Consider the following 24,372-nt stretch of genomic DNA (forward strand, 5'->3'; position numbering starts at 1 on the left):
GCCGTGCGGTACCGCCCACTCCGGTGGACCGCCGCCCCGGCACGTCCGATCCGCGCACGTCCGGCCCGCGCGCCCGGGGACGGGACCCGGAGGGCCTAGAGCTTGTCTGACAATTCCCGCCGGGCGCTCGACGCGGGTTGTCAGAAGAGCTCTAGCGCCGGCCGGTGAGGGCGCCGCGGGCGATGTGCGACAGCTTGGCGACCTCGAAGGCCGGGTAGGCCCCGCCGGCCAGCAGCGAGAACTTGACGCCCTCCCGGCCGGCGGGCCGCCGGTGGCCGGGCGGCTGGAACCGGCGGTGGTGCTCGGCCGCCCGGTGGAAGAACTGCGGCCGCTCGGCCCGGGAGACGCAGCCGGCGAGGTCGAAGACGAACAGGTAGTGCCGGATCATCCGGGTGAACAGGGCGTCCCGGACGGCGTCCGGCCCGGGACCGCCGCTCCCCGCGGGCGCGTCAGAACCTTCCTCCAGCAGCTCGTCCAGCAGGGCGAAGGAGCGCTCGTACTGGTCGAAGAGGTCGAACCGGCTGCTGCCCGGCGAGCCGGTCGGGTGGACGGTCTCCCGGCGGCGCAGCTGCACGCAGTCCTGCGGGAGCACGGCGATCCGCGCGGCCGTCAGCATCGCCCGGTGGACCAGCGGGATCTCCTCGTACATGCCGTCGGGGAAGGCCAGGCCCTGCTCCTGCCAGTGCGCGCGGCGCAGCAGCCGGTCCCAGACCAGGGCGGGCGCGCCCAGCAGTTCCGGGCGGTCCAGCGGGCCGAGGACGTCGGGGCCGGCCGCGGCCAGCTGCGCCTCGGCGCCGCCGGGCCAGTCCCGGCCCGCGTGCCGCCGGGTGTGTCCGAACAGCAGCAGGTCGACCGGGCCGGTCCGGTCGAGGCGGTCGGCGAGGGCCCGGAGGGCGTCCGGGGGGACGTGGTGGTCGGCGTCCAGGAAGAGCAGGTACGCGCCCCGGGCGCGGGCCGCACCGGCGTTGCGGGCGGTCCCGACCCCGACCGCCGCGTCGAGGCGGAGCACGGAGACCTGCGGGTGCCGGGCCGCGTAGGTGTCGGCGAGGACGGTCGCGGACTCGGGGGAGCGGTCCGCGACGACGAGGACCTCGAAGCCGCGGAACGACTGGGCGAGCAGCGAGTCCAGGCAGTCCGCCAACTGTTTCTGCTGGTCGTGGGCGGGGAGCACGACGCTGATCAGGGGTGAGGGCATGGGGCCGGAGCGTAGGAGCGTCCGCGAACGGTGGCAAAGCCCTGACGGCGCATCATTCTGATCAATACCCGTCAAATCGTACGGGCGTGCGCCATATCTTCACCGGCTCCTCCGGGCGCGTCCACGTCAGGACGCGCCCCGGGCCGACTCCCGGGCCGACTCCCGGGCCGACCCCAGGGCCGGGCACCGGCCAGGTCGCCAGGTCGCGGAGGTACCAGTCCAGCCGGTGACCGTCCCGCCCGGTCACCGGTGCCTCCCCGGCGCGGCGGAAACCCGCCCGCCGGGCGACGGCGGCCGAGGCGCCGTTCTCCGGGTCGACCCGGATCACGCCCTGCGCGGCCCCCTCGCCCGCCGCGTAGCCGCAGACCAGGTGGACGGCGCGGGTCGCCAGCCCGCGACCGCGCCACTGCGGGTAGAGGCCGTAGGCGATGTTGACCTGGTCCGGACCGAGGTCGGGCAGGGCGAACCGCAGGTCGATCGTGCCGGCGAGGGTCGGCCCGGGCCCGGTGCGGATCCCGAAGGCGCGCGCGGGCCCTCCGGACGCCCACTGCGCGGTGCAGCGCCGTACGTACGCCTCGGTGGCGGCCCTGGTGCTCGGTGCGCCGTTGAGCCAGCGCACCAGCTGCTCGTCCTCCCCGGCCAGATGCGCGTCGATGTCCTCCACGCGGAAGGGCGTGAGGGTGACGACACCGTCCGAGAGCGTCACACGGTCCACACCGTCACTCTTCCGGGCGCCGACCGGGTGCGGCCAGCGAATTTCGGGCGAAAGGGGGCCGGAACCGGTCAGGATGCCGTGCCGGCCCGCTGCCGGCGCAGCAGCAGCGCCACCGCGACCGCGGCCGGCGCGACCACGCCCGCCCCGGTCGGCGGGGTGACCTGCATGGCCTCGACGAACGCCGTCGGCGCCTGGTCGGTGACCGGACCGCCGAGCCGGGAGGCGGCGGCCGGCGAGGAGCGGGCCGCGTCCGCGAGCTGCGGGGGCAGGGCGGTGACGTCCACCCGGCTCCGGTAGACGGCGCCGAGCACGCTGCCGAGGACGCGGCCGAGCCCGCAGGCGGGGCGCCTGCGGGCTCGGGGTGTGCCGGTGTTGCCGGGCCGGCTCAGTACCAGTGGTGCGACTGCCAGAAGGACCAGGCGCCGCACGGGCTGCCGTAGCGGGAGTTCATGTAGTCCAGGCCCCACTTGATCTGGGTGGCCGCGTTGGTGCGCCAGTCGGAGCCGGCCGAGGCCATCTTGGAGGCGGGCAGCGCCTGGACCAGGCCGTAGGCGCCGGAGGACGCGTTGGTGGCGGTGACGTTCCAGCTGCTCTCGCGGGCCACGATGTTGCTGAAGCACTGGAGCTGGCCGGCCGGGACGATCCGGGCGGCGATCTCGCGCGGGCTTCCGGAGGGGACCGGCTTGCTGTTCAGCGCGGCGCGCTCCTGCGAGCGGGAGGCGGCGGCCTCGGCGTCGGCCTTGGCCTTGGCGTCCGCCTGGGCCTGTGCCTGCGCCTGGGCGTCCGCCTGAGCCTGGGCCTCGGCCTGCGCCTGTGCGGCGGCGGCAGCGGCGTCGGACTCGGCCTGTGCCTGTGCGTCCGCTGCGGCCCGGGCCTCGGCGTCGGCCTGCGCCTGGTCGGCGACCGGCTGTCCGTCCACCGAGACGGCGGCCACCGGGGCGGCGGCCTCCGCGACGGCGGTGCCGGTCTGCGGGATGGCGAGGGCGGCGGTGGCCGCACCCGCCACCACGAGGGTGGCGACACCGGTGATCAGCGAGTTGCGGCGGGCATGGCTGAGCTGCAAAGCGAACAATCCTTTTCCGTCGGGGGGCCGTCAGGGCCGTCGGTGGCCGTCGGGTGTGCCGGGGCGCCGTTCGGGCGGTGGCACGGGCGCCGGGCGTCGTACGGGCCGGCTCGGGTGAGCGGGGTCCGCGGTGGCGTACCGGACGGCCTGATGCCCCGGCGGAGTGCGGGGCGGGCGGGGTGCGCGGCGGGGGGACCGGTCCGCGCTGCCTGGCGACGGACCATTCTTGGCAGAGCCCGGGACGGGCGGCAATGCCGCGGGCTACTACGCCCGGTCGTGGATGTGCGGGGTGGAAACGCCGAAGCGCCCGACCCGGGGGCGGGCGCTTCGTGGTGATTTGTCCGTTTTCGTGAATTCCTGGGCGGGGCTACTGGGTCGCCGACGAACGAACGGCTCCGATCCGGTCACCGCCTGCGTTCTTCCCCCCGGGAGCGGGCGGCCCCGCCCCGCCGGTCCGCCGGAAACGGCGGGTCCGGGGCCCGTCGGACGCGGTCGCCCGGGCGGTGTCCACTATCGGCGGCAGTAGACCGGCGAACCCGTGTGGGCGGCCTCACAGCCGGACCGGGCGGCGGTCGACGCAGGGTGACGCCGCGTTCACCGCTCCGGGCCGACGCCGGGTCTCCCGGGCGGGCGGGTGCGCCCCGCCGGGCCGGACGGCACCGCCCGCCGGGCCTTCCCGTCCGGTCAGGTGCTCCGGTAGGGGTTCGGCTCGGCCGGCAGCGGCGGAGCGCTCGCGTACGGGTTGCCGGGCACGGGACCCTGCGCGTCGTACCCCGGCAGGTCGGGGACGTCGGCGGAGGCGTCCTCCTCGCCGTCCTCGTCCGCCGGCTCCTCCTGCTCCTCGACCGGCACCAGGTCACGGGCCAGGAGGGTGGCACCGGCCACCGCCCCCGGCATGGCGATCACCGTCACCAGCGGCACCAGGAACGCCAGGACCAGCGGCACGCCGAAGCCGAAGGCGAGTCCGAGCCGGGCGCGCAGCAGCCGGATCCGCTCGCGCTGCGGCACCCCGCGCCGCTGGAGGCCGACCGAGGTCAGCTCGACCGCGAGGAAGAACCCGGAGACCAGGAAGCCCAGGACGGGGACCACCGTCTGCCCGATCACCGGGATGAACCCGCAGGCGAACAGCACCACGCCGAAGCCGGCCGCCCGGACCAGCACGTAGAGGCTGTCCCGGGCCGAGATCACCAGCTCGCGCCAGAGCGGCGTGTCGGGCGCGGCCGGAGCGCCGCCCTCGGTCTCGTCGACCTTCTCGCAGAGCGCCTCGTAGAAGGGCTGGCCGACCAGCAGTGTGACTGCGGTGAAGGTGAGGACGGAGAGCATCAGGCCGCCGACGAAGACGATCGCGGCGAGCGCGGTGCGCAGCATGCCCTGCCAGGGCGAGCCCCAGTCGTCGGCGAACGGGGTGGCCCAGTCGGCGATGTCGCCGGCCCAGCCGCCGAGGAAGAACAGCGCCACGACGTAACCGACCAGGGTGATCAGCGCCGGGATCATCCCGAACGCCCACCAGCGGCCGTGTCGGCCCACCCACTTCTGGCCCTTGGCCAGGTACCCCATCCCCGCTGCAAGATCTCGCATGAGGGGAAGGGTAGGTGCTGGTACGTCAGCGGGTCATATCCGTCCCGTCACGGAACGGAACGGAGCGCGGGGCCCGGCCGGGGAGCCCGCCCGGGGCCGGCCCGCCGGACGGGGCGGACGGCGAGGGCAGCGAGGGCGGCGGGGGAGCGGTCCGGCCGGGCGGTCCGGCGGGCGGGAACGCGGCACCGGGCCCGGGAGCCTCCGCAACGGCTCCCGGGCCCGGTGGTTCGCGGGCGGCGTGCTCGGCTCAGGAGGCCGAGGTCACCGCCGCGGCCCGCCGCCGGCGGCCCACCACGGCCGACGCCGTCAGCACGATGGCCGCGGCGACCAGCGACAGGTACATCTGCTTCCGGCCGTCGGAATCGGTGAACATGTACGCCATCACGAAGCCGATCATGCCGATCGCGGTCCAGGTGAGGTACGGGTACAGCCACATCCGGACGGTCAGCCGCTCGGGCATCTCGCGCTCGATGATCCGGCGCATCCGCAGCTGGGAGAAGCAGATCACCAGCCAGACGAAGAGCGCCACCGCACCCGAGGAGTTGAGCAGGAAGGAGAAGACGGTGTCGGGGGAGGTGTAGTTGAAGAAGACGGCGACGAAGCCGAACACCACCGAGGACAGGATCGCCACCTGCGGCACACCGCGCTTGGTCACCGAGGCGAAGGCCTTCGGCGCGTCGCCGCGCTGCCCGAGCGAGAAGGCCATCCGGGAGGCGGTGTACATGCCCGAGTTCAGGCAGGAGAGCACGGCGGTCAGCACGATCACGTCCATCACCCGGCCGGCGCCCGGGATGCCGATGTGCTCCAGCACCGCCACGTACGGGCTGCCCTTGACCGAGGCGGAGTCCCACGGCAGCAGGGTCACCACGAGCAGGATCGAGCCCAGGTAGAACACGCCGATGCGCCAGATCACGCTGTTGGTGGCCTTGCTGACCGCCTTCTCCGGGTCCTCGGACTCGCCGGCGGCCAGGGTGACGATCTCGCTGCCCATGAAGGCGAAGACGACGGTGAGCATGCCGGTGAAGACCGCACCCACACCGTGTGGCAGGAAGCCTCCGTGGCCGACCAGGTTCTCGGTGCCGACGGCCCGGGTGCCGGGCAGCAGGCCGAACACCGCCAGCGTGCCGATGACCAGGAAGGCGGCGATCGCCACCACCTTGATCCCGGCGAACCAGAACTCGAACTCGCCGTAGGAGGCGACCGAGGCGAGGTTGGTCGCGGTGAGGACGGCCATGACGATCAGCGCGAACGCCCACTGGGGGACGCCGGGCATCCAGCTGTTGAGGATCTTCGCGCCGGCGGTGGCCTCGACGGCCAGCACCACGACCCAGAAGAACCAGTACAGCCAGCCGATCGAGAACCCGGCCCAGCGGCCGAGCGCCCGGTCCGCGTACGCCGAGAAGGAGCCGCTCTGCGGGTCGGCCGCGGCCATCTCGCCGAGCATCCGCATGACCAGCACGACCAGGACTCCGGCCAGCGCGTAGGAGAGCAGGATGCCGGGGCCGGTGGCGGCGATGCCCGCGCCCGAGCCGACGAAGAGGCCGGCGCCGATGACGCCGCCGATGGCGATCATCGACAGGTGGCGGTTCTTGAGTCCGGCCTTCAGGTGGCCGTCGCCACCGTGCCCGGGCTGCTGCGGGGTGGTGCCGTTCGCGGAGGCGTCGACCGGGGGCGATCCGGTCGAGGTGGTGGTTTCCGCACTCATCTGAGGGTGCCCTGTGCCTTTCCAGCGCGGCCTGACCCTCGACTCGTACGCCGGAGGGTGGGGGACGGATCCGCGCATTGCGGTGCAACCTAACTTCTACCTCCGAGTATCGGAACAAGGCCCCGGAAAATGTTCGCTCAGCGGACATGAAACAGCAGGTCAGAGGGGGTGAAGAGGGGGCGGTGAAAGCTCAAATCTGACACAGTGCCAGGTCGCCGGGGGTGGGGCGGGACTGTCGGCGGCCCGCCTGCGGGGTCCGTCGGGCGGCCGTTCATACTGGCCGCGTGATGATCGTCCTCGTGGTGTTCGGCATCCTCCTCCTGCTGGCCGTCCTGGCCCTCGCGCACTGGTACCTCTGGCGCCGCCTGGTGCGCGACGTCTCCGTGCCGGGCGGGCGGTGGCGCCGGGTCGGAACGGTGCTCGCCGTCGTCCTGCCGCTGCTCGCCCTGGGGGCGGTGATCGGCGGGCGGGCGCTCCCGATGGCCGTGGAGCGGTGGCTGGCCTGGCCCGGGTACCTCTGGCTGGCGGTGCTGCTGTACCTGCTGCTGGCGCTCGGTGTCGGCGAGGCCGTGCGTCCGCTGCTGCTGCGCCTGCCGGCGCGCCGGGCGGAGGCCGGGCGGGTGGCCGAACCGGCACCGGCTGTCGACCCGGCTGATCCGGCTGATCCGGCGGACCGGACGGTTCCGGAAGCGCCCCGGGAGGTTCAGGAGGCCCGGGAGGTCCCGGAGGTTCCGGGGAGCGGGGCCGGCGCGCCGTCGACGTCCTTCGCCCCCTCGCCCGAGCGGCGACTCTTCGTGGCCCGGGCGGTCGCGCTCGGCGCCTCCGGCGCGGCGGCGGCCGTGGTCGGCACCGGCGCCTACGGGGTCCTGCGCGGACCCGGGCTCAAGCACGTGACCGTGCCGCTGGCCAAGCTGCCCGCCCGGGCGGACGGCTACCGGATCGCGGTGGTCAGCGACATCCACCTCGGGCCCATCCTCGGCCGCGCCCACACCCAGCGGATCGTGGACACCATCAACGGGGCGCAGCCCGACCTGATCGCGATCGTGGGCGACCTGGTGGACGGCAGCGTCGCCGAACTCGGGCGGGACGCCGAGCCCTTGGCGCAGCTGCGGGCCCGCGACGGCGCGTACTTCGTCACCGGCAACCACGAGTACTTCTCCGGCGCGGCCCCCTGGGTGGACTTCGTCCGCGAGCTGGGCGTCCACCCGCTGCAGAACGCCCGGGTGGAGCTGGGCGGCTTCGACCTGGCGGGGGTCAACGACATCGCCGGCGAGAAGGAGGGCGACGGCCCGGACTTCGGCAAGGCGCTCGGCGACCGCGACCGGGCCCGCACCTCCGTCCTGCTGTCGCACCAGCCGGTCACCATCCACGACGCGGTCCGGCACGGCGTCGACCTCCAGCTCTCCGGGCACACCCACGGCGGGCAGCTCTGGCCGGGCAACTTCCTGGCCGAGCTCGCCAACCCCACGGTCGCCGGGCTGGAGCGGTACGGCGACACCCAGCTCTACGTCACCCGTGGCGCCGGTGCCTGGGGCCCGCCGGTCCGGGTGGGCGCGCCGTCCGACATCACCGTCGTCACCCTCGCCTCGCTCCGGGCCTGAGCGCGGGCCCGGCGCGGCACGGTCCGACCCGCGCGGTCCGGGTCGCGCCGGTCAGACCCGCTCGCTCTCGCCCTCGGTGTCGATGTGGGGGAGGATCCGGTCGAGGAAGCGGGGCGTCCACCACGCGGCCGGGCCGAGCAGCGTCATGACCGCCGGTACCAGCAGCAGCCGGACGATCGTGGCGTCGATCAGGACGCTCACCGCCAGGCCCAGGCCCATCATCTTGATCACGATGTTGTCGCTGACGATGAACGCGGCGAACACGCTGACCATGATCAGCGCCGCACAGCTGATCACCCGCGCCGTGATCTCCAGCGCGTGCGCCACGCCCGCCCGGCTGTCGCCGGTCCGCAGCCAGGCCTCGTGCACCCGGGAGAGCAGGAAGATCTCGTAGTCCATGCTGAGGCCGAAGACGATCGCGAACATCATCATCGGCACGTAGCTCTCGATCGGCACGGTGCCCGAGACGCCGAGCGCCGGACCGCCCCACCCCCACTGGAAGACGGCCACCAGGACCCCGTACGACGCCGCGATCGAGATCAGGTTGAGCACGGCGGCCTTCACCGCGACCAGCAGCCCGCGGAACACGATCAGGATGATCAGGAACGCGAGCCCCACCACCACCGCGATGATCCACGGCAGCCGGCTCGACACGATGTCCAGGAAGTCCACCTGCGCGGCGGTCGTCCCGGTCACGTACGTCTCGGCGCCGGTGCCGGCCACGGACTGCGGGAGCACCGTGTCGGCGAGCCGGTTGACCAACTCGGTGGTGCTCTGCTCCTGGGGCGCCTCCGCCGGGATCACGGTGGACACCAGGATCACGCCGTCCGGGCTGGGTTGGAGCGGGCCGACGCTGGCCGCGCCCGGCAGTCCGGTCAGCGCCTGCTGCACGGCGCTCTGCACCCCGGACCGGTTCCCGGCCGGCACCGCGCTCTGGTCCACCACCAGCGTGAGCGGCCCGTTGGAGCCCGGGCCGAAGGCCTCCGACATCAGGTCGAAGGCTCGCCGGTCGGTGAACGAGGTCGGGTCGGCGCCGTCGTCGATGTGCCCCAACTGGATGGAGAACAACGGGATGGCCAGGATCGCGATCACGATCACGCCCCCGGTCAGGAACCACCACGGCCGCCGCTCCACCCGCCGGGCGTAGCGGTGCCAGCTCCCGGTGATCTCCTCGCCCGGCGCGGCCCCGGTCTCGGCGACCGGCCGCCGCACGTGGTAGCGGTCCATCCGCCGCCCGATCAGCCCCATCAGGGCGGGCAGCAGGGTCAGCGCGCCGAGCACCGCCGAGACCACGGTCACCGCAGCCGCGACACCCAGCTTGGCGATGAAGGAGACCCCGGAGACCGAGAGCCCGGTCAGGGCGATGACGACCGTGCAGCCGGAGACCAGGACGGCCCGCCCGCTGGTGGCGACCGCCTGCCCGGCCGAGGCCACCGGATCGTGGCCGTCCATCAGGTTCTGCCGGTGCCGGGTGAGTAGGAACAACGCGTAGTCGATGCCGACGCCCAGCCCGATCATCGTGGCCAGCGTCGGTGCGACCGTCGCGAACGTGGAGAGCGCCGCCAGCAGCCCGAGCACACCCAGGCCGACCACCGCGCCGATCAGCGCCGTGACCAGCGGGAGACCGGCCGCGATGACGCTGCCGAAGCCGATCAGCAGCACCACGATCGCGACCGCGAAGCCGATCGCCTCGCTGGTCCGGTCGTCCGGGGCGGGGCGGGCCAGCTCGCCGAGCGGGCCGCCGTACTCCACCTGCACCCCGGCGGCCCGCAGCGGCGCGACGGCGGTGTCCACCTCGTCGAGGTAACTCTCGCCGAGCGTCGTCGGGTTGGCGTCGAACCGGACGGTGATGTACCCCGTGAGGCCGTCCGTCGACAGCGGTCCGCCCGGCGGCGCGGCCTGTCCGGCCGGGGGCAGCGGGCTCTGCACGGACAGCACGTGCGGCAGCTGCTGGAGCGCGGTGAGCGACTGGGAGAGCGGCGACTCGAAGCCGGCCAGCGGCTGGGCGTCGTGCAGGACGACCTGGGCGGCGGTGCCGGCGGCCGCGGGCTCGTGCGCCTGGAGCACGTTCTTCCCCTGCGCGGCCTGGGTGCCCGGCAGCGAGAAGTCGTCGGAGTAGGTGCCGCCCACGGTCCGGTTGGCGATCTGGACACACGCGAGGACCGCCAGCCAGAGGACGATCACGAGTACGGAGTGCCGGGCGCACCACTCGCCGGTCCGGCGGAGCAGGCCGCGGCGGGACTGGGAGGGTGCGCTGGGGGTGGCGGCCCGGTTGGGCGGCGTCATGGGCTCTCCCGGGGGTGGGTCCGCCGCGAGGTGGCCGCCGAAGAGCGGCAGCGGGGGGCCGGATGCGACAAACCCTAGGTCGCGCAGGTGCGCCGGGCCCGGGGAAGGGCGGCCCGCTGCTCCCTTCGGGTGGTCCGGGTGCCTGTCGGGGTGTCGGCCGGGGCCGGTCCGGGTGTCGGTCCGGGCCGGTCGGGGTCAGTCGGCCCGCAGGGCCAGCACGGTGACGAGCCGGGCGTCGGCGGGGTTCCCGGTGAGGTGCGCGGCCAGCACCGCCGGGATGTCGCTCTCCTGCGAGTACCCGGGCACGACGGTGACCTCCGCCTGCCGTACGCCGTCCGTGCCGGCGACCGCGTAGGTCACCCGGTACCTGGTCGCGTCGGGCGGCGGGACCGCTCCGGTCCTCGGCATCGGGCACCACCTCCGTCCCGCCGTCATTGTCCGCCCGGACGCGGGTGGAGGGGATGCCGGGCGCGGAGCCGCCCCGGGCGCACGGCCCGCCGGCCCGCGTGCCCGGCCCGCGTGCCCGGCCCGCGACGCGATCCTGTGGCCGATCGGGAGGAACCCGGGCAGAGTGGAGACTCCGGGCGCGACGCCCCGGCAGCGGGAACCACCGGGACGGCTCCGGGAAGGAGCGACCCCATGCAGACCACCTGGAAGGGGACGATCAGCTTCGGCCTGGTCTCCATCCCCGTCCACCTGTACTCCGCCACCCAGGAGCACGACGTCCCCCTGCACCAGGTGCACGCGAAGGACGGCGGCCGGGTCCGGATGAAGCGGTACTGCGAGCAGGAGGCGAAGGAGGTCCCGTACGCGGAGATCGCCAAGGGCTACGAGTCCCCGGACGGCCGGACCGTCACCCTCACGGACGAGGACCTCGCGGACCTGCCGCTGCCCAGCAAGAAGATCATCGACGTGCTGGCCTTCGTGGACGCGGCCGAGATCGACCCGCTGATGTTCTCCAAGGCGTACTACGTCGGTGTCGCCGACAAGGCCGCCGCCAAGCCGTACGCGCTGCTCCGGGACGCGCTGGTCGAGTCCGGACAGATCGCCGTCACCAAGATCGCGCTGCGGACCAGGGAGTCCCCGGCCGTGCTGCGCGTGCACGACGGCACGCTGGTCCTCCAGACCTGCATCTGGCCCGACGAGGTCCGCCCGGCCGCCGGCATCGCGCCGGAGGAGGAGGTCACCGTCCGGCCGCAGGAACTGAAGATGGCGCGTTCGCTGATGGAGACCCTCTCCGAGGACTTCGACCTCGGCCAGCTCCACGACGACTACCAGAAGGCGCTCCAGCAGGTCATCGAGGCCCGGCTGCAGGGGGTCGAGGTGCCGCACGAGGAGGAGCCGGGGGAGGCGCCGGACAACGTGATCGACCTGATGGAGGCGCTGCGCAGCAGCCTCCGGCAGGCCAAGGGGGCGCACCCCGGCCGGGCGGACGGGCGGCCGACGGAGGCCGACGTCAGCACCGAGGGGGCCGTCAGCGCCGATGAGACCTTCGAGGAGAAGCCTGCCCCGCGCAAGCGCGCCGCGGGTACGAAGAAGGCGACTCCCGCCAAGCCCACCGCCGCGGCGGCGCGGAAGGGCACCGCCTCGGCCACGAAGAAGACCGCCGCCAAGAAGACCACGACCCGAAAGTCCACCACCCCACGGAAGGCCTCGTGACCTCCCGCCACCCCGGAGGTGATCCCCGATGGACCTGCTCACCTACAAGGCTCTCGACACCGGCCCGGAAGCTCCGGCTCACCCGAGCCTGGCCCACCGCGCCTGGCACGGCCTGCTCGGCCTCAGCCCGACGGCCGTGGTCCTCCTGGTCGGCCTCTCGCTCGGCCTCGGCGCCGTCGGCGCCCAGGTCACGTCGCTGCCCTGGCTGATCGTCTTCAGCGTCATCTGGGGGGTGACCGTGATCGCCCTGGTCGGCGTGGTGGCCCGCTGGCGGACGCCCGGCCGGGGCCGGCACCGGATGGCCACCTGACGTCCGCCGGGGCGGTCCCCCGCCCGTGATCGCGGGGAACCGCCTCGTGCGGGAGAGTCCCGGGCGGGGGAGGCCGGGGCGGGGCCGCCGCAGGTGCGGGTCAGCCCTTGAACAGGTTGTGGCCGACGTCCGACGGCACGAGCTCCTTCACCGGCGTGCTGTCCCCGTCGGGCACCCGGGCGCCGGGGACCGGCTCGTCGCTCTCGCGGTGCAGCAGCACCACGCCCTGTTCGGCCCAGACCTGCCGGTAGCCGTGGGCGAGCAGCAGCGCGATCCGCTCGGCCTGCTCCACGTCCGACTGGAACGGGAAGGTCCGGGTGTCGGACCGGATCAGGACGTACTCCCGGCCGCGCGGCACGCCGTCGACGAGGACGGTGTCGGTCCGGCCGACCAGCCGGGGCACCACCTGGTTGTCGGCCTCGACCCGGGCGCCGTCGGGGATCTGCCCGGCGCCGCGGACCAGCGCCGCGTTGCTCGCCGAGGGCCGCCAGCCGGCCGGCGTCAGCAGGCTGATCCCGCCCAGCATCACGCTGCTCGCCAGCGAGACGGCCACCACGGCGAGGCCGAGACCGGTACCGGCCCGCCGCCGCAGGCCGCCCCGGGCGTGCAGGCGGCCGAGCGCCTCCAGGGTGGCGGTGAGCAGCACCGGCCAGAGGAAGGCGTCGTAGTGGTGCGCGATCGACCAGTGGTTGGCGTTGTCGGAGAGGACCCGCTCGGCGAGCAGCGGCAGCAGGCAGAGCGTGGTAGCCGAGCGCAGCGGGAGCAGGAACAGGGTGCCGAACAGCCAGAGCACCAGCAGCGGCTTGAGGGTCGCGTTGGTGGCGACCCGGAGCAGCAGCAGCGGGTCGCCGAGCACGTTGGTCAGCGCCGTCCCGGCGTCCGGGCCGATCGGGCCGTAGACCCAGTAGTAGTCCGGCTGCCCGCCCATCGCGGGGATGAGCCACACGATGGCGAGCGCCGAGGCGAGCGGGCCGCCGACCAGCAGCCCGGCGCCGTACAGCAGGCCCCGTCGGTCGCCGGCCCGCTCGCCCTGCCGGTCGCCGCGCGGGCGGTGGCGCCAGAGCAGGACCAGGCCGTAGACGCCGACCAGCAGGCCGAGGTCCTCCTTGGTGGCGCAGAGCAGCGCGGCGGCGAGGGCCGCGGTCCCGTACCGGCGGGCGAGGCCGCGTTCGAGCATCAGCAGGGTGAGCGGGACGGCGAAGGCGACTTCGTGGAAGCCGCCCCGGCCGGCGGCGAGCAGCGGCCAGCCCAGCCCGTACACCAGACCGGCGAGGTCGGCTGCCAGGCGGGCGGCGCGGGTCGCGCGGGTCGCGCCGGGGCCCTCGTCGCGGGCGGTCGCGGAGGCGTCCCCGCCGGGTCCGGCGGCCGGTGCCGACGCGTCGGCCGGTACGGGGGAGGGGAGCCGGAAGCAGTGCACGGCGATGCGGCGGATCAGCGGGACGCCGGCGGCGAGGAGGAGCGCCTGACCGAGGATCAGGGTGCGCGGGTCCTCCCAGATCCAGTAGAGCGGGGCGAGCGCCGCCAGCACCGGTGAGAAGTGGTCGCCCAGGAGCGAGAACTCGGGCGGGAACTCGTGGTGGTAGCTCTTGACCGGCGCGACCGGGAGACCGAAGTGAGCGTAGGCCGCGACACCCTGGTGGAAGATCCCCAGGTCGAAGCCGCCCAGTTGGACCGCCGACCACTGCTGCAGCCCGCAGGCCGCGGTGACCGCTAAGCAGAGGAACGTCAGGACGGCCGTCCGGCGTCCGGAGAGCGCGGCGGTCCGTGGCGCGGGCGGTCGGGAGGCGCGCGGCAGCAGCGGCCGGATCGTACGGGTGGACGGGGTGAGTCCGGTTTCGACTGGCACGTGATCCCTGAAGTGGTCGGAGTCGGAGGCAGGTGGGCCGGGTCCGGCCGGGCCTGCCCGGTGGGGCCGGCCCGGGGCCGGGCCGGACTGCGCGTCGGACCGGGACCGCGGGCCGGTCCCGTCCGACGGCCGGTCAGCCGGTGGTCCCGGCCTGCTCGGTGGCGGTCCGCCGGAGCAGGGTGATGCCGTGCTCGCTGCGGACGACGTGGTAGCCGCCCTGCTTGGCGAGGGCGACCTCCTCGCGTTCGCGGTCGGGCGACAGCGGCCAGCCCATCGGCCGGCCCTCGTCCACCACGATCCACTCGGCGGTCGACCAGTTCTGCGGCCAGCCGAACACGATGACCTCGCAGCGGTTGGTCAGCTGGGGCACCAGCCGGTTGGACGCGGAGACCCGGGCGCCGTCCGGGACGGCGGCCAGGACCGACCGGGCGGCCTCGACCCGCGCCGGGGTGCGCCAGAGTTCGAGGCCGAACAGCTGGCTGAACGCGAAGCCGGGCAGCAGGACGAGCGTGACCGCGAGGCTGACCGGCAGCGCGGCCCGGGCGGCCCGCCGGTGCAGCACCCCGGGGTTGGCGCGGGCCTTCACCAGGACGTCCACGAAGGCGAGAAACACGATCGGCATCAGGACGGCGCTGTAGTGGTAGCCGGTGCCCCAGTAGGCGGGGTTGTTGGAGAGCAGCCGCCAGCCGAGGGTGGGGAGCGCGACCAGCAACAGCGGGGACCGGACGGCCAGCAGCATGGTCGGGGCGAGCAGCAGCAGCACGGTCCGGACCTTCTCGCCCGGGGTGATGAGGTCGAGCGGGAGGGTGAGCAGGTTGCGGCCGCCCGAGCCGCCGCTCAGGTTGTCCCAGTAGGCGAAGCTGCCGCCGGGGCTCATCGCGGGCAGCAGCACCAGCAGTTCGAGCAGCGAGGCGGCCACGCCGAAGGCGACGGCGGCGGCACCGATCCGGCGGTTGCCGCGCCAGAGGATGTACCCGCCGACGGCGGCGACGGTGATGCCGAGGTCCTCCTTGACCAGGACCAGCGGCGCGGCCCAGGCGAACGCCGCCGCCCACCGCTGCTCGCCGAGCGCCGCCACCGAGAAGGCGACCAGCGGGACGGCGAAGCTGATCTCGTGGAAGTCGAAGCCGAGCGCCGAGGCCAGCCCCCAGGAGGCCCCGTAGCCGAAGCCGGTGATCAGTGCGGCGGCGGGCCCGATGCTGCGCAGCGCCCAGCGACTGATCGGCACGGCGGCGACGGCGAGCAACGCGGACTGACCCAGCAGCAGCACCTTGGCGGAGGGCCAGATCCAGTAGAACGGGGCGAGGACGGCCAGGATCGGGGAGAAGTGGTCGCCGAGGAGGTTGAACCCGGGGCCCTTCAGCTCGACGATCGGTCCGCGTCCCTCGGCGTAGCCGCGGACGCCCTGCTCGAAGATACCGAGGTCGTACCCGCTGGTGAGGAGAAGGTCGTGGCGGCGGACGGTAAAGAAGGAATAGACCAGGAATAGGGCGAGGGCGACCGCCCAGGGGATGAATCGCACCCGCCGATCGGCGGGGGGTGATGCGACCGATGGTTCGTCACCCTCCGTCCTTCGATGGAGTGCTGCGGTGAGTGTACTAATGGTCACTGAACATCCCCGTCGTTCCGGGTCGAGTGGTCTGTGCGGCCGATTCTCGCCAGCTGTTCGAGGCGGCGGGCGGGTTCAGCCACGAGCGAACGCCGCCGGGCGTGTCGGCCCCCGGGCGGGCACCGTAACATGGAGGCGCCCTCCCCGGCGATTGAGGCGTCGGGGAGGGCGTTTCATCGATGACCCGTCGTCAGGTCGTGCTGTCGGTCAGCCGGTGACCGGCTGATCGTGGATCAGTTCCACTTCTGGTACGAGCCGCCGTTGCCGCCCAGGGTGTAGACGTTCCCGTTGACGTTGCTGTCCAGGTAGAGCCCGGTGGCGACGTTCTGGTAGGCGTAACCGTTGCCGGCCCAGCTCTTCACCCACTTCTGGTAGTTGCCGCCGTTGCAGCCGAGGGTGTAGGCGTTTCCGGCGCCGTTGCTGTCGAGGCAGAGCCCCGTGGCGAGGTTCCGCAGGGTGTAGGTCGATCCGCCCAGGTCGTTGGCGTACCAGACCTGGTAGGAGCCGCCGTTGGCGGCCAGGGTGTAGACGTTTCCGGCGCCGTTGCTGTCGAGGACACGGCTGGTGGCGAGGTTCGTGAGCGTGACGTAGCCGGAGGCGGCGCTGGCCTGGCCGGAGACCAGGACCGTCATCCCTCCGGCCAGGATCGCCGTCGAGGCGACAAGGGCAGCGGTGCGCTTGGCGAGCTTCATCGCATTTCCTTTCGATGTCGACCGGCCCTCCGGCCGGTCGACATCGAACTTATCCAAGGATTCCCCTTCGCAGGTTTTCCGGATCTCCGGTAATGCCCGGGTTCGGCCACTCGGAATTGGGTGGTCCGGATTTCCGGAGTATGAACGGAATAATTCCCGCCGGTTCGTGGGCGGGTGGAAATCAATATTCGGCGGGTCCGTGCTGAACAGGGGGCCCCGGGGGAGGATGTCATGGCAATGTCAGATAAAAGACGTGAAAGACGCAAACCCGGCGCTGCGGCGCCCCGGGCCGCCGCGCGGGAACTTGGCCGGATCCGGCCGGGGCGGGGCCCCGGCCGGCCGTGCCGGGACCTCAGGCCACCCAGACGGTCGTGACGTTGCAGAACTCCCGGATGCCGTGGCCGGACAGCTCCCGGCCGAAGCCCGAGCGCTTGACCCCGCCGAACGGCAGCGCGGGGTGCGAGGCCGTCATGCCGTTGAAGAACACCCCGCCGGCCTGGATGTCCCGGACGAACCGCTCCTGCTCGGCCGGGTCCTCGGTCCAGACGTTGGAGCTCAGCCCGAACGGGGTGTCGTTGGCCAGGGCCAGCGCCTCGTCCAGGTCGGCGGCCCGGTAGACGGTGGCGACCGGGCCGAAGGTCTCCTCCTGGTGGATCCGCATCGCCGGGGTGATGCCGGTCAGCACCGTCGGCTCGTAGAACCAGCCCGCGTCCAGGCCCTCCGGGCGGCGCCCGCCGCACTCCACCCGCGCACCGTGCGCCCGCGCGTCCTCGACCAGGTCGGCCAGCTCGTCCCGGCCCTGCCGGCTGGCCAGCGGGCCGACCTCGGTGGCCTCGTCCATCGGGTCGCCCACCCGCAGGGCCCGCATCGCCGCGGTGAAGCCGGCGGTGAACCGCTCGTAGACGTCGGCGTGCGCGATGAAGCGCTTGGCGGCGATGCAGGACTGGCCGTTGTTCTGCGCCCGGGCCCGGACGGCGGTGGCGATCGCCGCGTCCAGGTCGGCGCTCGGGAGCACCACGAACGGGTCGCTGCCGCCCAGCTCCAGCACCGCCTTCTTCACCTCGTCGGCCGCGGTGGCCGCGACCGCCCGCCCGGCCGGCTCGCTGCCGGTGAGGGTCACCGCCGCCACCCGGGGGTCGCGGATCACGCCCTCCACCGCACCGGAGCCGATCAGCAGGGTCTGGAAGCAGCCCTCCGGGAACCCGGCCCGGCGGAACAGCTCCTCCAGGGCGACCGCCGTGCGCGGCACGTTGGACGCGTGCTTGAGCAGGCCGACGTTGCCCGCCATCAGGGCCGGTGCGGCGAACCGGACCACCTGCCAGAGCGGGAAGTTCCACGGCATCACCGCCAGCACCGCGCCCAGCGGCCGGTACCGGACGTAGGCGCGGGCGGCACCGGAGTCGGCCACGTCGGCCGGGTCCGGATGCTCGTCGGCGAGCAGCGCCTCCGCGTGCTCGGCGTACCAGCGCATCGCCTTCGCGCACTTCGAGGCCTCGGCGCGGGCGGCGGTGAGCGGCTTGCCCATCTCCTCCGTCATGGTCCGGGCCACCGCTTCGAGGTCCTGGTCGAGCAGGTCGGCGGCCCGCCGGAGCAGGTCGGCCCGGTACGGGAAGGAGCTGGTGCGGTAGCTGCGGAACGCCTCCTCGGCGCGGGCCAGCCGGCGCTCCACGCCGGCGGCGTCCAGCGGCTCGAAGGTCTCCAGGGTCTCGCCGGTCGCGGGGTTCACGCTTGCGATGGGCACGGGGGCACTCCCAGGGGTGCGTGGGCGGGTGGTTCCGGGGTCTGCCCCTCACCCTCGCCGACACCCCCCGTGCGGACGCGCCATGACCGCCCGGCGTGTCCCGCCGGGCGGTCGGCCCGCGGTGGTCGCCGCGGCGTCGGCGGGCTCAGTCCGGCAGCGACTCCACCCGGGCCGCCGCCTCCCGCGCGCGGGCGCCGGCCCTGGTCCGGCCGGCCGTGATCAGGCGGTTCGGGAAGCGGTGCAGGTACTCCGCCTCCAGCTGCCCGGTCCGCAGGGTGTGCCGCTTCAGCGCATCCTCCGAGCCGTACAGGAACGTCTCGTGGCGGGTCCGGTGCAGCTGTTCCAGCTCGTGCAGCAGCGTGTCGTTGCCCAGGGCGTGCGGGGAGATGCCCTCCGGCCTGGGGTGCGGGGTGTCGGGGTGCTGCATGTGGTCAACCTCCTCGGCGGAAGCCCCCCGCCTAGCCGGTGCCCCGCCGCGGGGCCCGGTACACCCGTTGGCGAGGGGTTGCGCGACGGCTCCTCCGGTGCTCCGCGGAGCGTCCCGCCGATCGTGCCGATCCGGGCGGCCGGGGCGGCCGGCCAGGGGTGACCGGCTGCCCGAAGAGGGGTGGGCGGATCGTAGGATGAAACCTTCGCATGCTTACCACTCACCCTGAACAGGCACTGATGTCACTCCCCAAGGCCGAACTCCACCTGCACATCGAAGGCACCCTGGAGCCCGAGCTCGCCTTCGCGCTCGCGGCCCGCAACGGCGTCACCCTGCCGTACGCGGACACCGAGGAGCTGCGCCGTGCCTACGCGTTCAGCGACCTGCAGTCCTTCCTCGACCTCTACTACGCGCTGATGGCCGTGCTGCGGACCGAGGAGGACTTCACCGACCTCGCCGCGGCCTACCTGGCCCGGGCCGCGGCCCAGGGCGTCCGGCACGCGGAGATCTTCTTCGACCCGCAGGCGCACACCGCCCGGGGCGTCCCGCTCGCCGTGGTGGTGGACGGCCTCGGACGGGCGCTGGACCGGAGTGCCGAGCGCCACGGCATCAGCACCAGGCTGATCATGTGCTTCCTGCGGGACGAGTCCGCCGAGTCCGCGCTGGAGACCTTCGAAGCCGCCCGCCCCTGGTTCGGCGAGCGGATCACCGGCATCGGGCTGGACTCCGCCGAGGTCGGCCACCCGCCCGCCAAGTTCCGCGAGGTCTACCGGCTCGCGGCCGAGGCCGGACTGCACCGGGTCGCGCACGCCGGGGAGGAGGGCCCCGCCGCCTACATCACCGAGGCCCTGGACGTGCTCGGCGTCGAGCGGATCGACCACGGCCTGCGCTGCCTGGAGGACCCGGAGCTGGTCGACCGCCTGGTGCGCGAGCGGATCCCGCTCACCCTCTGCCCGCTCTCCAACGTCCGCCTCCGCTGCGTCGACACCCTCGCCGACCACCCGCTCCCGGCGATCCTCGACGCCGGGCTGCTGGCCACGGTCAACTCCGACGACCCCGCCTACTTCGGCGGCTACGTCGGCGACACCTACGAGGCCCTGGCCGAGGCCCTGCACCTCGACCGGGAGACCCTGCGGCTGCTCGCCGCCAACTCCTTCCGGGCGGCCTTCCTGACGGAGGAACGGCGGGCGGAGCTGCTGGCCGAGGTGGCGGCGTACGAGTTCCCGGACGGCGACGCCTGACCTGACCTCCCGGGGAGGTCCGGGGCGGCGCCGCCCGGGAGACGGGCTCAGTGCCCGGCCGCGCCGCCCGGTCCGGCGACCCGGGCGCGCAGCGCGTCCAGGTGGTGGAGGGACTTCAGGACCTCCTGCTGGTCCACGCCGAAGTCGATGAGGCAGGCGATCTCGTCGACGCCCATCGCCGACAGCCGGCGCACCACCTCCGCGCCGTCGTCGACGGTGCCGAACAGGCCGACGTCGGAGAAGAGGCGGTCGAAGGACCGGGCGAGCAGGAAGTCCCGGTCCCGGGTCGGTATCCGGTCCACCGAGAAGCCGTCCGCCCCCGGGGCGGCCGGGCCCGAGGACTGGAGGTCCATCGAGCTGCGAAGGAAGTCGGTGAGCGGCTCGCGGACCAGCTCGCGGATGCGCTCGCGGTCCTCGCCGAGCATGGTGTGCAGCATCAGCACGACGTGGCCGCTCGCCGGGTCGTGGCCCTCCTCCGCCAAGGCCTCCCGGTAGGTGGCGATGTTGCGCTCCAGCGCGTCGTGCTCCTGGCCGAGCTGGTGGGTCAGCACGCCCGCGCCCAGCCGCCCCGCGATCCGGAAGGTCTGCGGGGAGCCGGCGGCCGTGATCCAGATCGGCAGCTCGGGCTGCACCGGGCGCGGGAAGAGCCGGACGGCGCGCCGCTCGCCCTCGGCGCCGTCGAACTCGACCTCCTCGCCGCGCCACAGCCGCTGCACCGTGCGGGCCGTCTCGACCATGATGTTCTTGCGGTCCTGGAAGTTCTCCGGCTGGAGCACGAAGTCCCGGACGTGCCAGCCGGAGGCGAACGAGACGCCCACCCGGCCGCCGGAGAGGTTGTCGACGGCGGACCACTCCTCGGCGATCCGGATCGGGTGGTGCAGGGGGGCGACCACGCTGCCGGCCCTGATCCCCACCCGCTCGGTCACCGCGGCCAGCGCGGCGCTCGTCAGTGAGGGGTTGGGGAACTGCCCGCCCAGGCGGTGGAAGTGCCGCTCGGGGGTCCACACCGCACGGAAGCCGTGGGTGTCGGCGAAGCGGGCGCTCTCCAGCAGCAGCTGGTACCGGTCCCCGTCGGTGGCGGTGTCGGCGAAGAAGAAGAGGCTGAGGTCCATCGGTCCATTCCTCGGGGTCAGGACGGCGGGCCGGCCGCCCGGGCGGCCGGCCCGCCGTGCGCGTCAGTGCGCTGCGGCGCCGGTCCCGCCCGCAGCATGGGCGATCGCCACGCACACCACCAGGCCGCCCTGGTGACTGAGCGACAGGTCGATCCGGTCGATCCCGGCCTGTTCGGCGACCGTCCTGGCGCCGCCGCTGAGCCGGACCTCCGGCGCCCCGTGGGCGTCGGCGAGGACCTCGATCTCCCGCCAGCCCAGCCCCTGGCCGAGCCCGCGGCCGAGGGCCTTGGCGGTGGCCTCCTTGGCGCAGAACCGGCCGGCCAGGTACTCCTCGCGGCGCGGGCCGGTGAGCCCGTCCGCGCGGGCGAGCTCGGTCGCGGAGAAGACCATCCGCCGTCCGCCGGGGTGGGCGGCGATCCGGGCGAACCGGGCGATCTCCAGCAGGTCGATGCCGATCCTCACGGCTGCCCGCCCGTCCGGCCGCCCCCGCGGACGAGGGCGCGCGCGACGTGCAGGCGCTGGATGTCGCTGGTGCCCTCCATGAACTCGAAGGCGTTCACGTCGCGGGTCCACTTCTCCAGCAGGGGGTGGTCGGCCTGGGCGGCCGGGCCGAGCGAGCGGACCGCCCAGCGGGCGGCCTCCCGGGCGGCGGCCACCGCGGCGATCTTGGCCTGACTGGGGAGCCGGCCGTCGTCCCGGTCCCGGTCCAGGGCGGCCCCGGCCCGGTAGACGAGGTCGCGGCAGGACTCCAGCCGGGCCGCGACCTCGTCGAGGCCCGGCGCGCCCGGCCGCTCGGCGCGGACGAGGTCCACGCAGGCCAGCCCGGTCCCGACGGCGAGCGCGGCCACCTGGGGGCGGACCGTGTTGAACACCCGCACGGCCCCCCACAGGCCGCGCCGGGTGGGCGGCAGGTGCCGGGCCAGCAGGCGTTCCTCCGGCACGGCGACGCCGTCGAGCCGGATCTCGGCGAGTGCCGCGCCGCGCAGGCCCACCATGGGCAGCGCCCGCCCGTCGAAGCCGGGGTCGGCGGCCTCGACCAGCGCGGCCCGGATCGACAGCGGCCCGCTCCCGGTCCGGGCGAAGACCACGCCGACCGCGCCGCGGGCGCCGTTGCCGATGTACTTCTTCGTGCCGTGCAGCCGGTACAGGCCGGGGTCCTCGCGCCTCAGCGCGGTCTCCATCCCGGCGGCGTCGCTGCCCCGGCCCGGCTCGGTCACCGCGAAGAACGCCCAGGTGGCGCCGTCGGCCACCGCGCGGTGGAACCACTCCTGCTGCCCGTCGTCGCCGAGCTGGTCGACCAGGATCCCGGTGAGGCTGGGCCCGGGAGCGGCCAGCACCATCCCCGCGTCGCCGTGGGCGAGTTCGACCATCCAGACGAGGGTGTCCAGGGACGACCCGGTGGAGTAGCCGAAGGGGCCGACGCGCAGGGGTTCGCCGCCGAACCGTTCCGGGGTGGTGCACCGGCGGATCAGGTCGAAGGCGGCGGTCTTGAGGTGCGGTCCCGTTCCGTGCGGGTCCGCGTCGAGGGCCATCGCGTGCGCGCGCAGCTCGCCCGCCGTCTCGGCGGCGGCGCCGCGCAGCGCCCTGAGCCGTTCGTCGAGTTCGACCACGGTCACCGGTCTCCTTCCGCGGTGCTCGGCCGGGCCAGCCAGAGGTCCGCGGTGAGCGCGGACAGGTGGAGGCTGCGCGCCGGATGATCGGTGAGGTAGCCCTCGGCGCCGAACAGGCGGGTGGCCGCCCAGCCGGCCTCGGTCAGCCGCTCGTGGCGGGCCCAGACCGCTCCGGCCGGGGCGTCCTGGTCGGCGGCGGCCTCCCGGACGGCCCCGGACCAGGCCAGCTCGGCCTCGGTGGCCACGTCGGCCAGCGATCCGCCGACGAACTGGTGGTCGATCAGCGGGACGCCGCCGAAGCGCCGGGCCGACAGCCGCTCCACGGCCGCGTCGAGCAGCCCGGAGAGCACCCCGATCCGGACGGCGGTCAGGGCGGTGGCGGTACGGCCGGTCAGCCCGGGGCCGGGCCCGGTGCCCGGGGTGTCCGCCGCGAAGCGGACCAGGGCGAGCCCGTCGAGGGCCGCGAACGGGTGGGGCAGCACCTCGGTGCCGCCGGGGCCGTCCGTCCCGGTCGGCAGGACGGCCGGCAGGACGGCGACGCCGCCGGGGGCCGTCGCCGCCACGTCGACGCCCTCGAGTACGGCGGCCAGTCCGGCGGCCAGGCCGCCCTCGCGGCCGAGGTCCCGGTAGCGGGCCAGGTCGGTGGAGGTCCGGTTCACGCGGCGGCTCCCGGGCGCAGCCCGGCCTGGAACAGCCGGCCGGAGTGCGGGTCGTAGTCGGCGATCACGGTGTACCGGTCCGGCGTCCAGTGCTCGGCGAGGGCCGCCCAGGCGCTGGTGCAGAGGCGGTCGGCCGCCCCCTCCACCAGGTCGCACGAGGCCCGCAGGGCCGGGTCGAGCCGGTCGGCGAGCATCCGGCCGGCCACGATCCTGACCCCGGGCGCCTGCCGGGCCAGTTCGCCCAGCGCCGTGTTCGGGTCGACGGACCGCTCGGTCACGAAGTCGAGCTCCGCGTCGCCGGGCGCCGTTCCGTCCCCCGCAGGTCCGTCCCCCGCCGGTCCGCCGGCCTCCGCGTCCGGGCCGGCCGTGTGCACCAGCACCGCGCAGTCGTCGCCGGGCCGGGTGTCGGGGTCGGCGTAGGGCAGCGTGGACTGGTCCAGGACGAGTACGGCGCCCTCGGCCAGGCCGCCGGTCCGACGCAGGCCGGCGAGGATCCGCAGCGCGGTGAAGGGGGCCCCCACGCCCTGGCCGGCCACCGAGAAGACCTCGGGGCCGCCCGGGCACCGCTCGGCCAGGTAGCAGCCCGCCACCTCGACGACGCTCAGGTCGGGCAGGTGGTAGGCGAGCACGAGCCTGTCCAACGGGGGCAGCGGGTGCTCCAGGCCGTCGAGCAGCTCCCGCGCCATGTCGGTGAAGCTGTTGCCACCGCCCCGCGCGTGGCGCTCGTGGTCGGGTTCCTCGCCGAAGGAGGCGAGGAAGTCCGTCATGAACCTCAGCTCGGTCCCGGCCAGCCGGGCCGGCCGCCGCCCGGGGAAGGCCCGGGCGGTCGGCCGGCTCAGCCGCAGGGCCGCGGGGCCGGCCGGGCGGGCGGCCGTGCGCGGCCCGCCCCACGTCGTCTCCGGCATCGGTCAGTGCGCCGGCTCTTGCCCGGCGGACAGGTTCGCGTCGATGTACTCGGTCAGTGCGCCGACCGTCTCGAAGACCTCCGGGGTCAGCTCGTCCGGGTCGATCTGCAGGCCCAGCGTGTCCTCCAGGGCCATCAGCAGCTCGATCACGCTGGTGGAGTCGAGGGCCAGGTCGCTGAAGAGCCGGGTGTCCGGGGTGAGTTCGGGCAGGTCCTTCTTCAGGACGGCGGCGAGCGCGTCCCGGAGTGCGTCGGTCGTGGTGATGTCGTCGGTGGTCAAGATCGTCTCAGCTCCTTCGTGATGTGCTTCGGTGTCGCGTCGTGCGGTGTCGTGCGGTGTCGTGAGGCGTTGTGCGGTGGCGTGAGGCGTCCGGGGTGTCCGCGGTGCGGTGCCGCGCCCCGCCGGTGCCGGTGGCCGT

Annotated in this window: 23 protein-coding genes; 4 read left to right on the top strand and 19 right to left on the bottom strand. The window is 74.2% G+C overall.

Translation table 11 applies throughout. The annotated features are described in order from the left end of the window. Positions 1–151 precede the first annotated feature (151 nt). From PUR61_RS37955 to PUR61_RS37980, 6 genes are all read right to left on the bottom strand, one after another. A complete protein-coding gene (locus tag PUR61_RS37955; protein ID WP_329884275.1) occupies positions 152–1,195 on the bottom strand; it encodes a glycosyltransferase family 2 protein in 1,044 nt (347 codons plus the stop codon). Positions 1,196–1,256: 61 nt separating this feature from the next. Then, a complete protein-coding gene (locus PUR61_RS37960; protein ID WP_329884277.1) occupies positions 1,257–1,910 on the bottom strand; it encodes a GNAT family N-acetyltransferase in 654 nt (217 codons plus the stop codon). A gap of 68 nt (positions 1,911–1,978) precedes the next feature. Then, positions 1,979–2,221, bottom strand: a complete 243-nt coding sequence (locus tag PUR61_RS37965; protein WP_329884278.1) for a hypothetical protein — start codon at positions 2,219–2,221, stop codon at positions 1,979–1,981. Positions 2,222–2,295: 74 nt separating this feature from the next. Then, positions 2,296–2,973, bottom strand: a complete 678-nt coding sequence (locus PUR61_RS37970; RefSeq protein WP_329884279.1) for a lytic transglycosylase domain-containing protein — start codon at positions 2,971–2,973, stop codon at positions 2,296–2,298. 684 nt (positions 2,974–3,657) lie between these two features. Further along, positions 3,658–4,551, bottom strand: a complete 894-nt coding sequence (locus PUR61_RS37975; protein ID WP_329884281.1) for an EI24 domain-containing protein — start codon at positions 4,549–4,551, stop codon at positions 3,658–3,660. Positions 4,552–4,798: 247 nt separating this feature from the next. Then, a complete protein-coding gene (locus PUR61_RS37980; RefSeq protein WP_329884283.1) occupies positions 4,799–6,256 on the bottom strand; it encodes an amino acid permease in 1,458 nt (485 codons plus the stop codon). Positions 6,257–6,543: 287 nt separating this feature from the next. On the opposite strand from PUR61_RS37980, the gene PUR61_RS37985 reads away from it, so the two are divergent. Next, positions 6,544–7,857 carry a metallophosphoesterase gene (locus PUR61_RS37985; RefSeq protein ID WP_329884422.1) on the top strand — a complete coding sequence of 438 codons (1,314 nt, stop codon included), beginning with the start codon at positions 6,544–6,546 and terminating at the stop codon, positions 7,855–7,857. 51 nt (positions 7,858–7,908) lie between these two features. Here PUR61_RS37985 and PUR61_RS37990 read toward each other — a convergent pair whose 3' ends face one another. Both PUR61_RS37990 and PUR61_RS37995 read right to left on the bottom strand, forming a co-directional pair. Then, positions 7,909–10,143, bottom strand: coding sequence for an MMPL family transporter (locus PUR61_RS37990; protein WP_329884285.1), 2,235 nt, complete (start codon positions 10,141–10,143; stop codon positions 7,909–7,911). Between the two features lie 195 nt (positions 10,144–10,338). After that, on the bottom strand, positions 10,339–10,551 hold the full coding sequence (locus PUR61_RS37995) for a hypothetical protein (RefSeq protein ID WP_329884287.1): 213 nt from the start codon (positions 10,549–10,551) through the stop codon (positions 10,339–10,341). A gap of 231 nt (positions 10,552–10,782) precedes the next feature. Here PUR61_RS37995 and ku point away from each other — a divergent pair, with 231 nt between their 5' ends. Next, the gene (ku, locus tag PUR61_RS38000; RefSeq protein WP_329884289.1) at positions 10,783–11,802 is read left to right on the top strand and encodes a non-homologous end joining protein Ku; all 1,020 of its coding nucleotides are present in this window, start codon (positions 10,783–10,785) and stop codon (positions 11,800–11,802) included. A gap of 28 nt (positions 11,803–11,830) precedes the next feature. Continuing rightward, complete coding sequence (locus tag PUR61_RS38005) at positions 11,831–12,112, top strand: hypothetical protein (RefSeq protein WP_329884291.1); 282 nt, start codon at positions 11,831–11,833, stop codon at positions 12,110–12,112. A gap of 100 nt (positions 12,113–12,212) precedes the next feature. Here PUR61_RS38005 and PUR61_RS38010 read toward each other — a convergent pair whose 3' ends face one another. The 5 genes from PUR61_RS38010 to PUR61_RS38030 all read right to left on the bottom strand — a co-directional run bounded on the left by PUR61_RS38010 (position 12,213) and on the right by PUR61_RS38030 (position 18,427). Further along, a complete protein-coding gene (locus PUR61_RS38010) occupies positions 12,213–13,958 on the bottom strand; it encodes a DUF2079 domain-containing protein (RefSeq protein WP_329884293.1) in 1,746 nt (581 codons plus the stop codon). A 133-nt stretch (positions 13,959–14,091) separates the two neighbouring features. Continuing rightward, complete coding sequence (locus PUR61_RS38015) at positions 14,092–15,480, bottom strand: DUF2079 domain-containing protein (RefSeq protein ID WP_329884295.1); 1,389 nt, start codon at positions 15,478–15,480, stop codon at positions 14,092–14,094. 320 nt (positions 15,481–15,800) lie between these two features. Next, the gene (locus PUR61_RS38020; RefSeq protein WP_329884297.1) at positions 15,801–16,259 is read right to left on the bottom strand and encodes an RICIN domain-containing protein; all 459 of its coding nucleotides are present in this window, start codon (positions 16,257–16,259) and stop codon (positions 15,801–15,803) included. A gap of 352 nt (positions 16,260–16,611) precedes the next feature. Continuing rightward, complete coding sequence (locus PUR61_RS38025; protein ID WP_329884299.1) at positions 16,612–18,000, bottom strand: NADP-dependent succinic semialdehyde dehydrogenase; 1,389 nt, start codon at positions 17,998–18,000, stop codon at positions 16,612–16,614. Between the two features lie 145 nt (positions 18,001–18,145). Then, positions 18,146–18,427: a DUF6158 family protein gene (locus tag PUR61_RS38030; protein ID WP_329884301.1), complete on the bottom strand. Its 282-nt coding sequence runs from the start codon at positions 18,425–18,427 to the stop codon at positions 18,146–18,148. A 239-nt stretch (positions 18,428–18,666) separates the two neighbouring features. On the opposite strand from PUR61_RS38030, the gene PUR61_RS38035 reads away from it, so the two are divergent. Next, positions 18,667–19,668, top strand: coding sequence for an adenosine deaminase (locus PUR61_RS38035; RefSeq protein WP_329884424.1), 1,002 nt, complete (start codon positions 18,667–18,669; stop codon positions 19,666–19,668). A gap of 47 nt (positions 19,669–19,715) precedes the next feature. On the opposite strand, the gene PUR61_RS38040 is transcribed toward PUR61_RS38035, so the two are convergent. The 6 genes from PUR61_RS38040 to PUR61_RS38065 all read right to left on the bottom strand — a co-directional run bounded on the left by PUR61_RS38040 (position 19,716) and on the right by PUR61_RS38065 (position 24,233). Continuing rightward, positions 19,716–20,780 carry a MupA/Atu3671 family FMN-dependent luciferase-like monooxygenase gene (locus tag PUR61_RS38040; protein WP_329884303.1) on the bottom strand — a complete coding sequence of 355 codons (1,065 nt, stop codon included), beginning with the start codon at positions 20,778–20,780 and terminating at the stop codon, positions 19,716–19,718. A 63-nt stretch (positions 20,781–20,843) separates the two neighbouring features. Then, a complete protein-coding gene (gene acpS, locus PUR61_RS38045; RefSeq protein ID WP_329884305.1) occupies positions 20,844–21,242 on the bottom strand; it encodes a holo-ACP synthase in 399 nt (132 codons plus the stop codon). After that, positions 21,239–22,396 (bottom strand): acyl-CoA dehydrogenase family protein, encoded by a 1,158-nt coding sequence (locus PUR61_RS38050; protein ID WP_329884307.1) that lies wholly within the window; start codon positions 22,394–22,396, stop codon positions 21,239–21,241. Before PUR61_RS38050 ends, acpS begins: the two co-directional genes overlap by 4 nt. Continuing rightward, complete coding sequence (locus tag PUR61_RS38055) at positions 22,393–23,049, bottom strand: acyl-CoA dehydrogenase family protein (RefSeq protein ID WP_329884309.1); 657 nt, start codon at positions 23,047–23,049, stop codon at positions 22,393–22,395. Before PUR61_RS38055 ends, PUR61_RS38050 begins: the two co-directional genes overlap by 4 nt. Continuing rightward, positions 23,046–23,954 (bottom strand): hypothetical protein, encoded by a 909-nt coding sequence (locus tag PUR61_RS38060; RefSeq protein ID WP_329884311.1) that lies wholly within the window; start codon positions 23,952–23,954, stop codon positions 23,046–23,048. The genes PUR61_RS38055 and PUR61_RS38060 overlap by 4 nt, the downstream gene beginning before the upstream one ends. Positions 23,955–23,957: 3 nt before the next feature. After that, positions 23,958–24,233, bottom strand: coding sequence for an acyl carrier protein (locus PUR61_RS38065; protein ID WP_329884313.1), 276 nt, complete (start codon positions 24,231–24,233; stop codon positions 23,958–23,960). Positions 24,234–24,372 lie beyond the last annotated feature (139 nt).

This window comes from Streptomyces sp. BE20 (assembly GCF_036322525.1).
Taxonomy (GTDB): domain Bacteria; phylum Actinomycetota; class Actinomycetes; order Streptomycetales; family Streptomycetaceae; genus Kitasatospora.

What these genes read in the sequence shown, in the direction of transcription:
- PUR61_RS37985 (WP_329884422.1), top strand. Translation starts at nt 6,544, where the DNA reads ATGATCGTCCTCGTGGTGTTCGGCATCCTCCTCCTGCTGGCCGTCCTG.
- PUR61_RS37990 (WP_329884285.1), bottom strand. Translation starts at nt 10,143, where the DNA reads ATGACGCCGCCCAACCGGGCCGCCACCCCCAGCGCACCCTCCCAGTCC.
- PUR61_RS38035 (WP_329884424.1), top strand. Translation starts at nt 18,667, where the DNA reads ATGTCACTCCCCAAGGCCGAACTCCACCTGCACATCGAAGGCACCCTG.
- PUR61_RS37975 (WP_329884281.1), bottom strand. Translation starts at nt 4,551, where the DNA reads ATGCGAGATCTTGCAGCGGGGATGGGGTACCTGGCCAAGGGCCAGAAG.
- PUR61_RS38060 (WP_329884311.1), bottom strand. Translation starts at nt 23,954, where the DNA reads ATGCCGGAGACGACGTGGGGCGGGCCGCGCACGGCCGCCCGCCCGGCC.
- PUR61_RS37995 (WP_329884287.1), bottom strand. Translation starts at nt 10,551, where the DNA reads ATGCCGAGGACCGGAGCGGTCCCGCCGCCCGACGCGACCAGGTACCGG.
- PUR61_RS37955 (WP_329884275.1), bottom strand. Translation starts at nt 1,195, where the DNA reads ATGCCCTCACCCCTGATCAGCGTCGTGCTCCCCGCCCACGACCAGCAG.
- ku (WP_329884289.1), top strand. Translation starts at nt 10,783, where the DNA reads ATGCAGACCACCTGGAAGGGGACGATCAGCTTCGGCCTGGTCTCCATC.
- PUR61_RS38030 (WP_329884301.1), bottom strand. Translation starts at nt 18,427, where the DNA reads ATGCAGCACCCCGACACCCCGCACCCCAGGCCGGAGGGCATCTCCCCG.
- PUR61_RS37980 (WP_329884283.1), bottom strand. Translation starts at nt 6,256, where the DNA reads ATGAGTGCGGAAACCACCACCTCGACCGGATCGCCCCCGGTCGACGCC.
- PUR61_RS38040 (WP_329884303.1), bottom strand. Translation starts at nt 20,780, where the DNA reads ATGGACCTCAGCCTCTTCTTCTTCGCCGACACCGCCACCGACGGGGAC.
- PUR61_RS38005 (WP_329884291.1), top strand. Translation starts at nt 11,831, where the DNA reads ATGGACCTGCTCACCTACAAGGCTCTCGACACCGGCCCGGAAGCTCCG.
- PUR61_RS38020 (WP_329884297.1), bottom strand. Translation starts at nt 16,259, where the DNA reads ATGAAGCTCGCCAAGCGCACCGCTGCCCTTGTCGCCTCGACGGCGATC.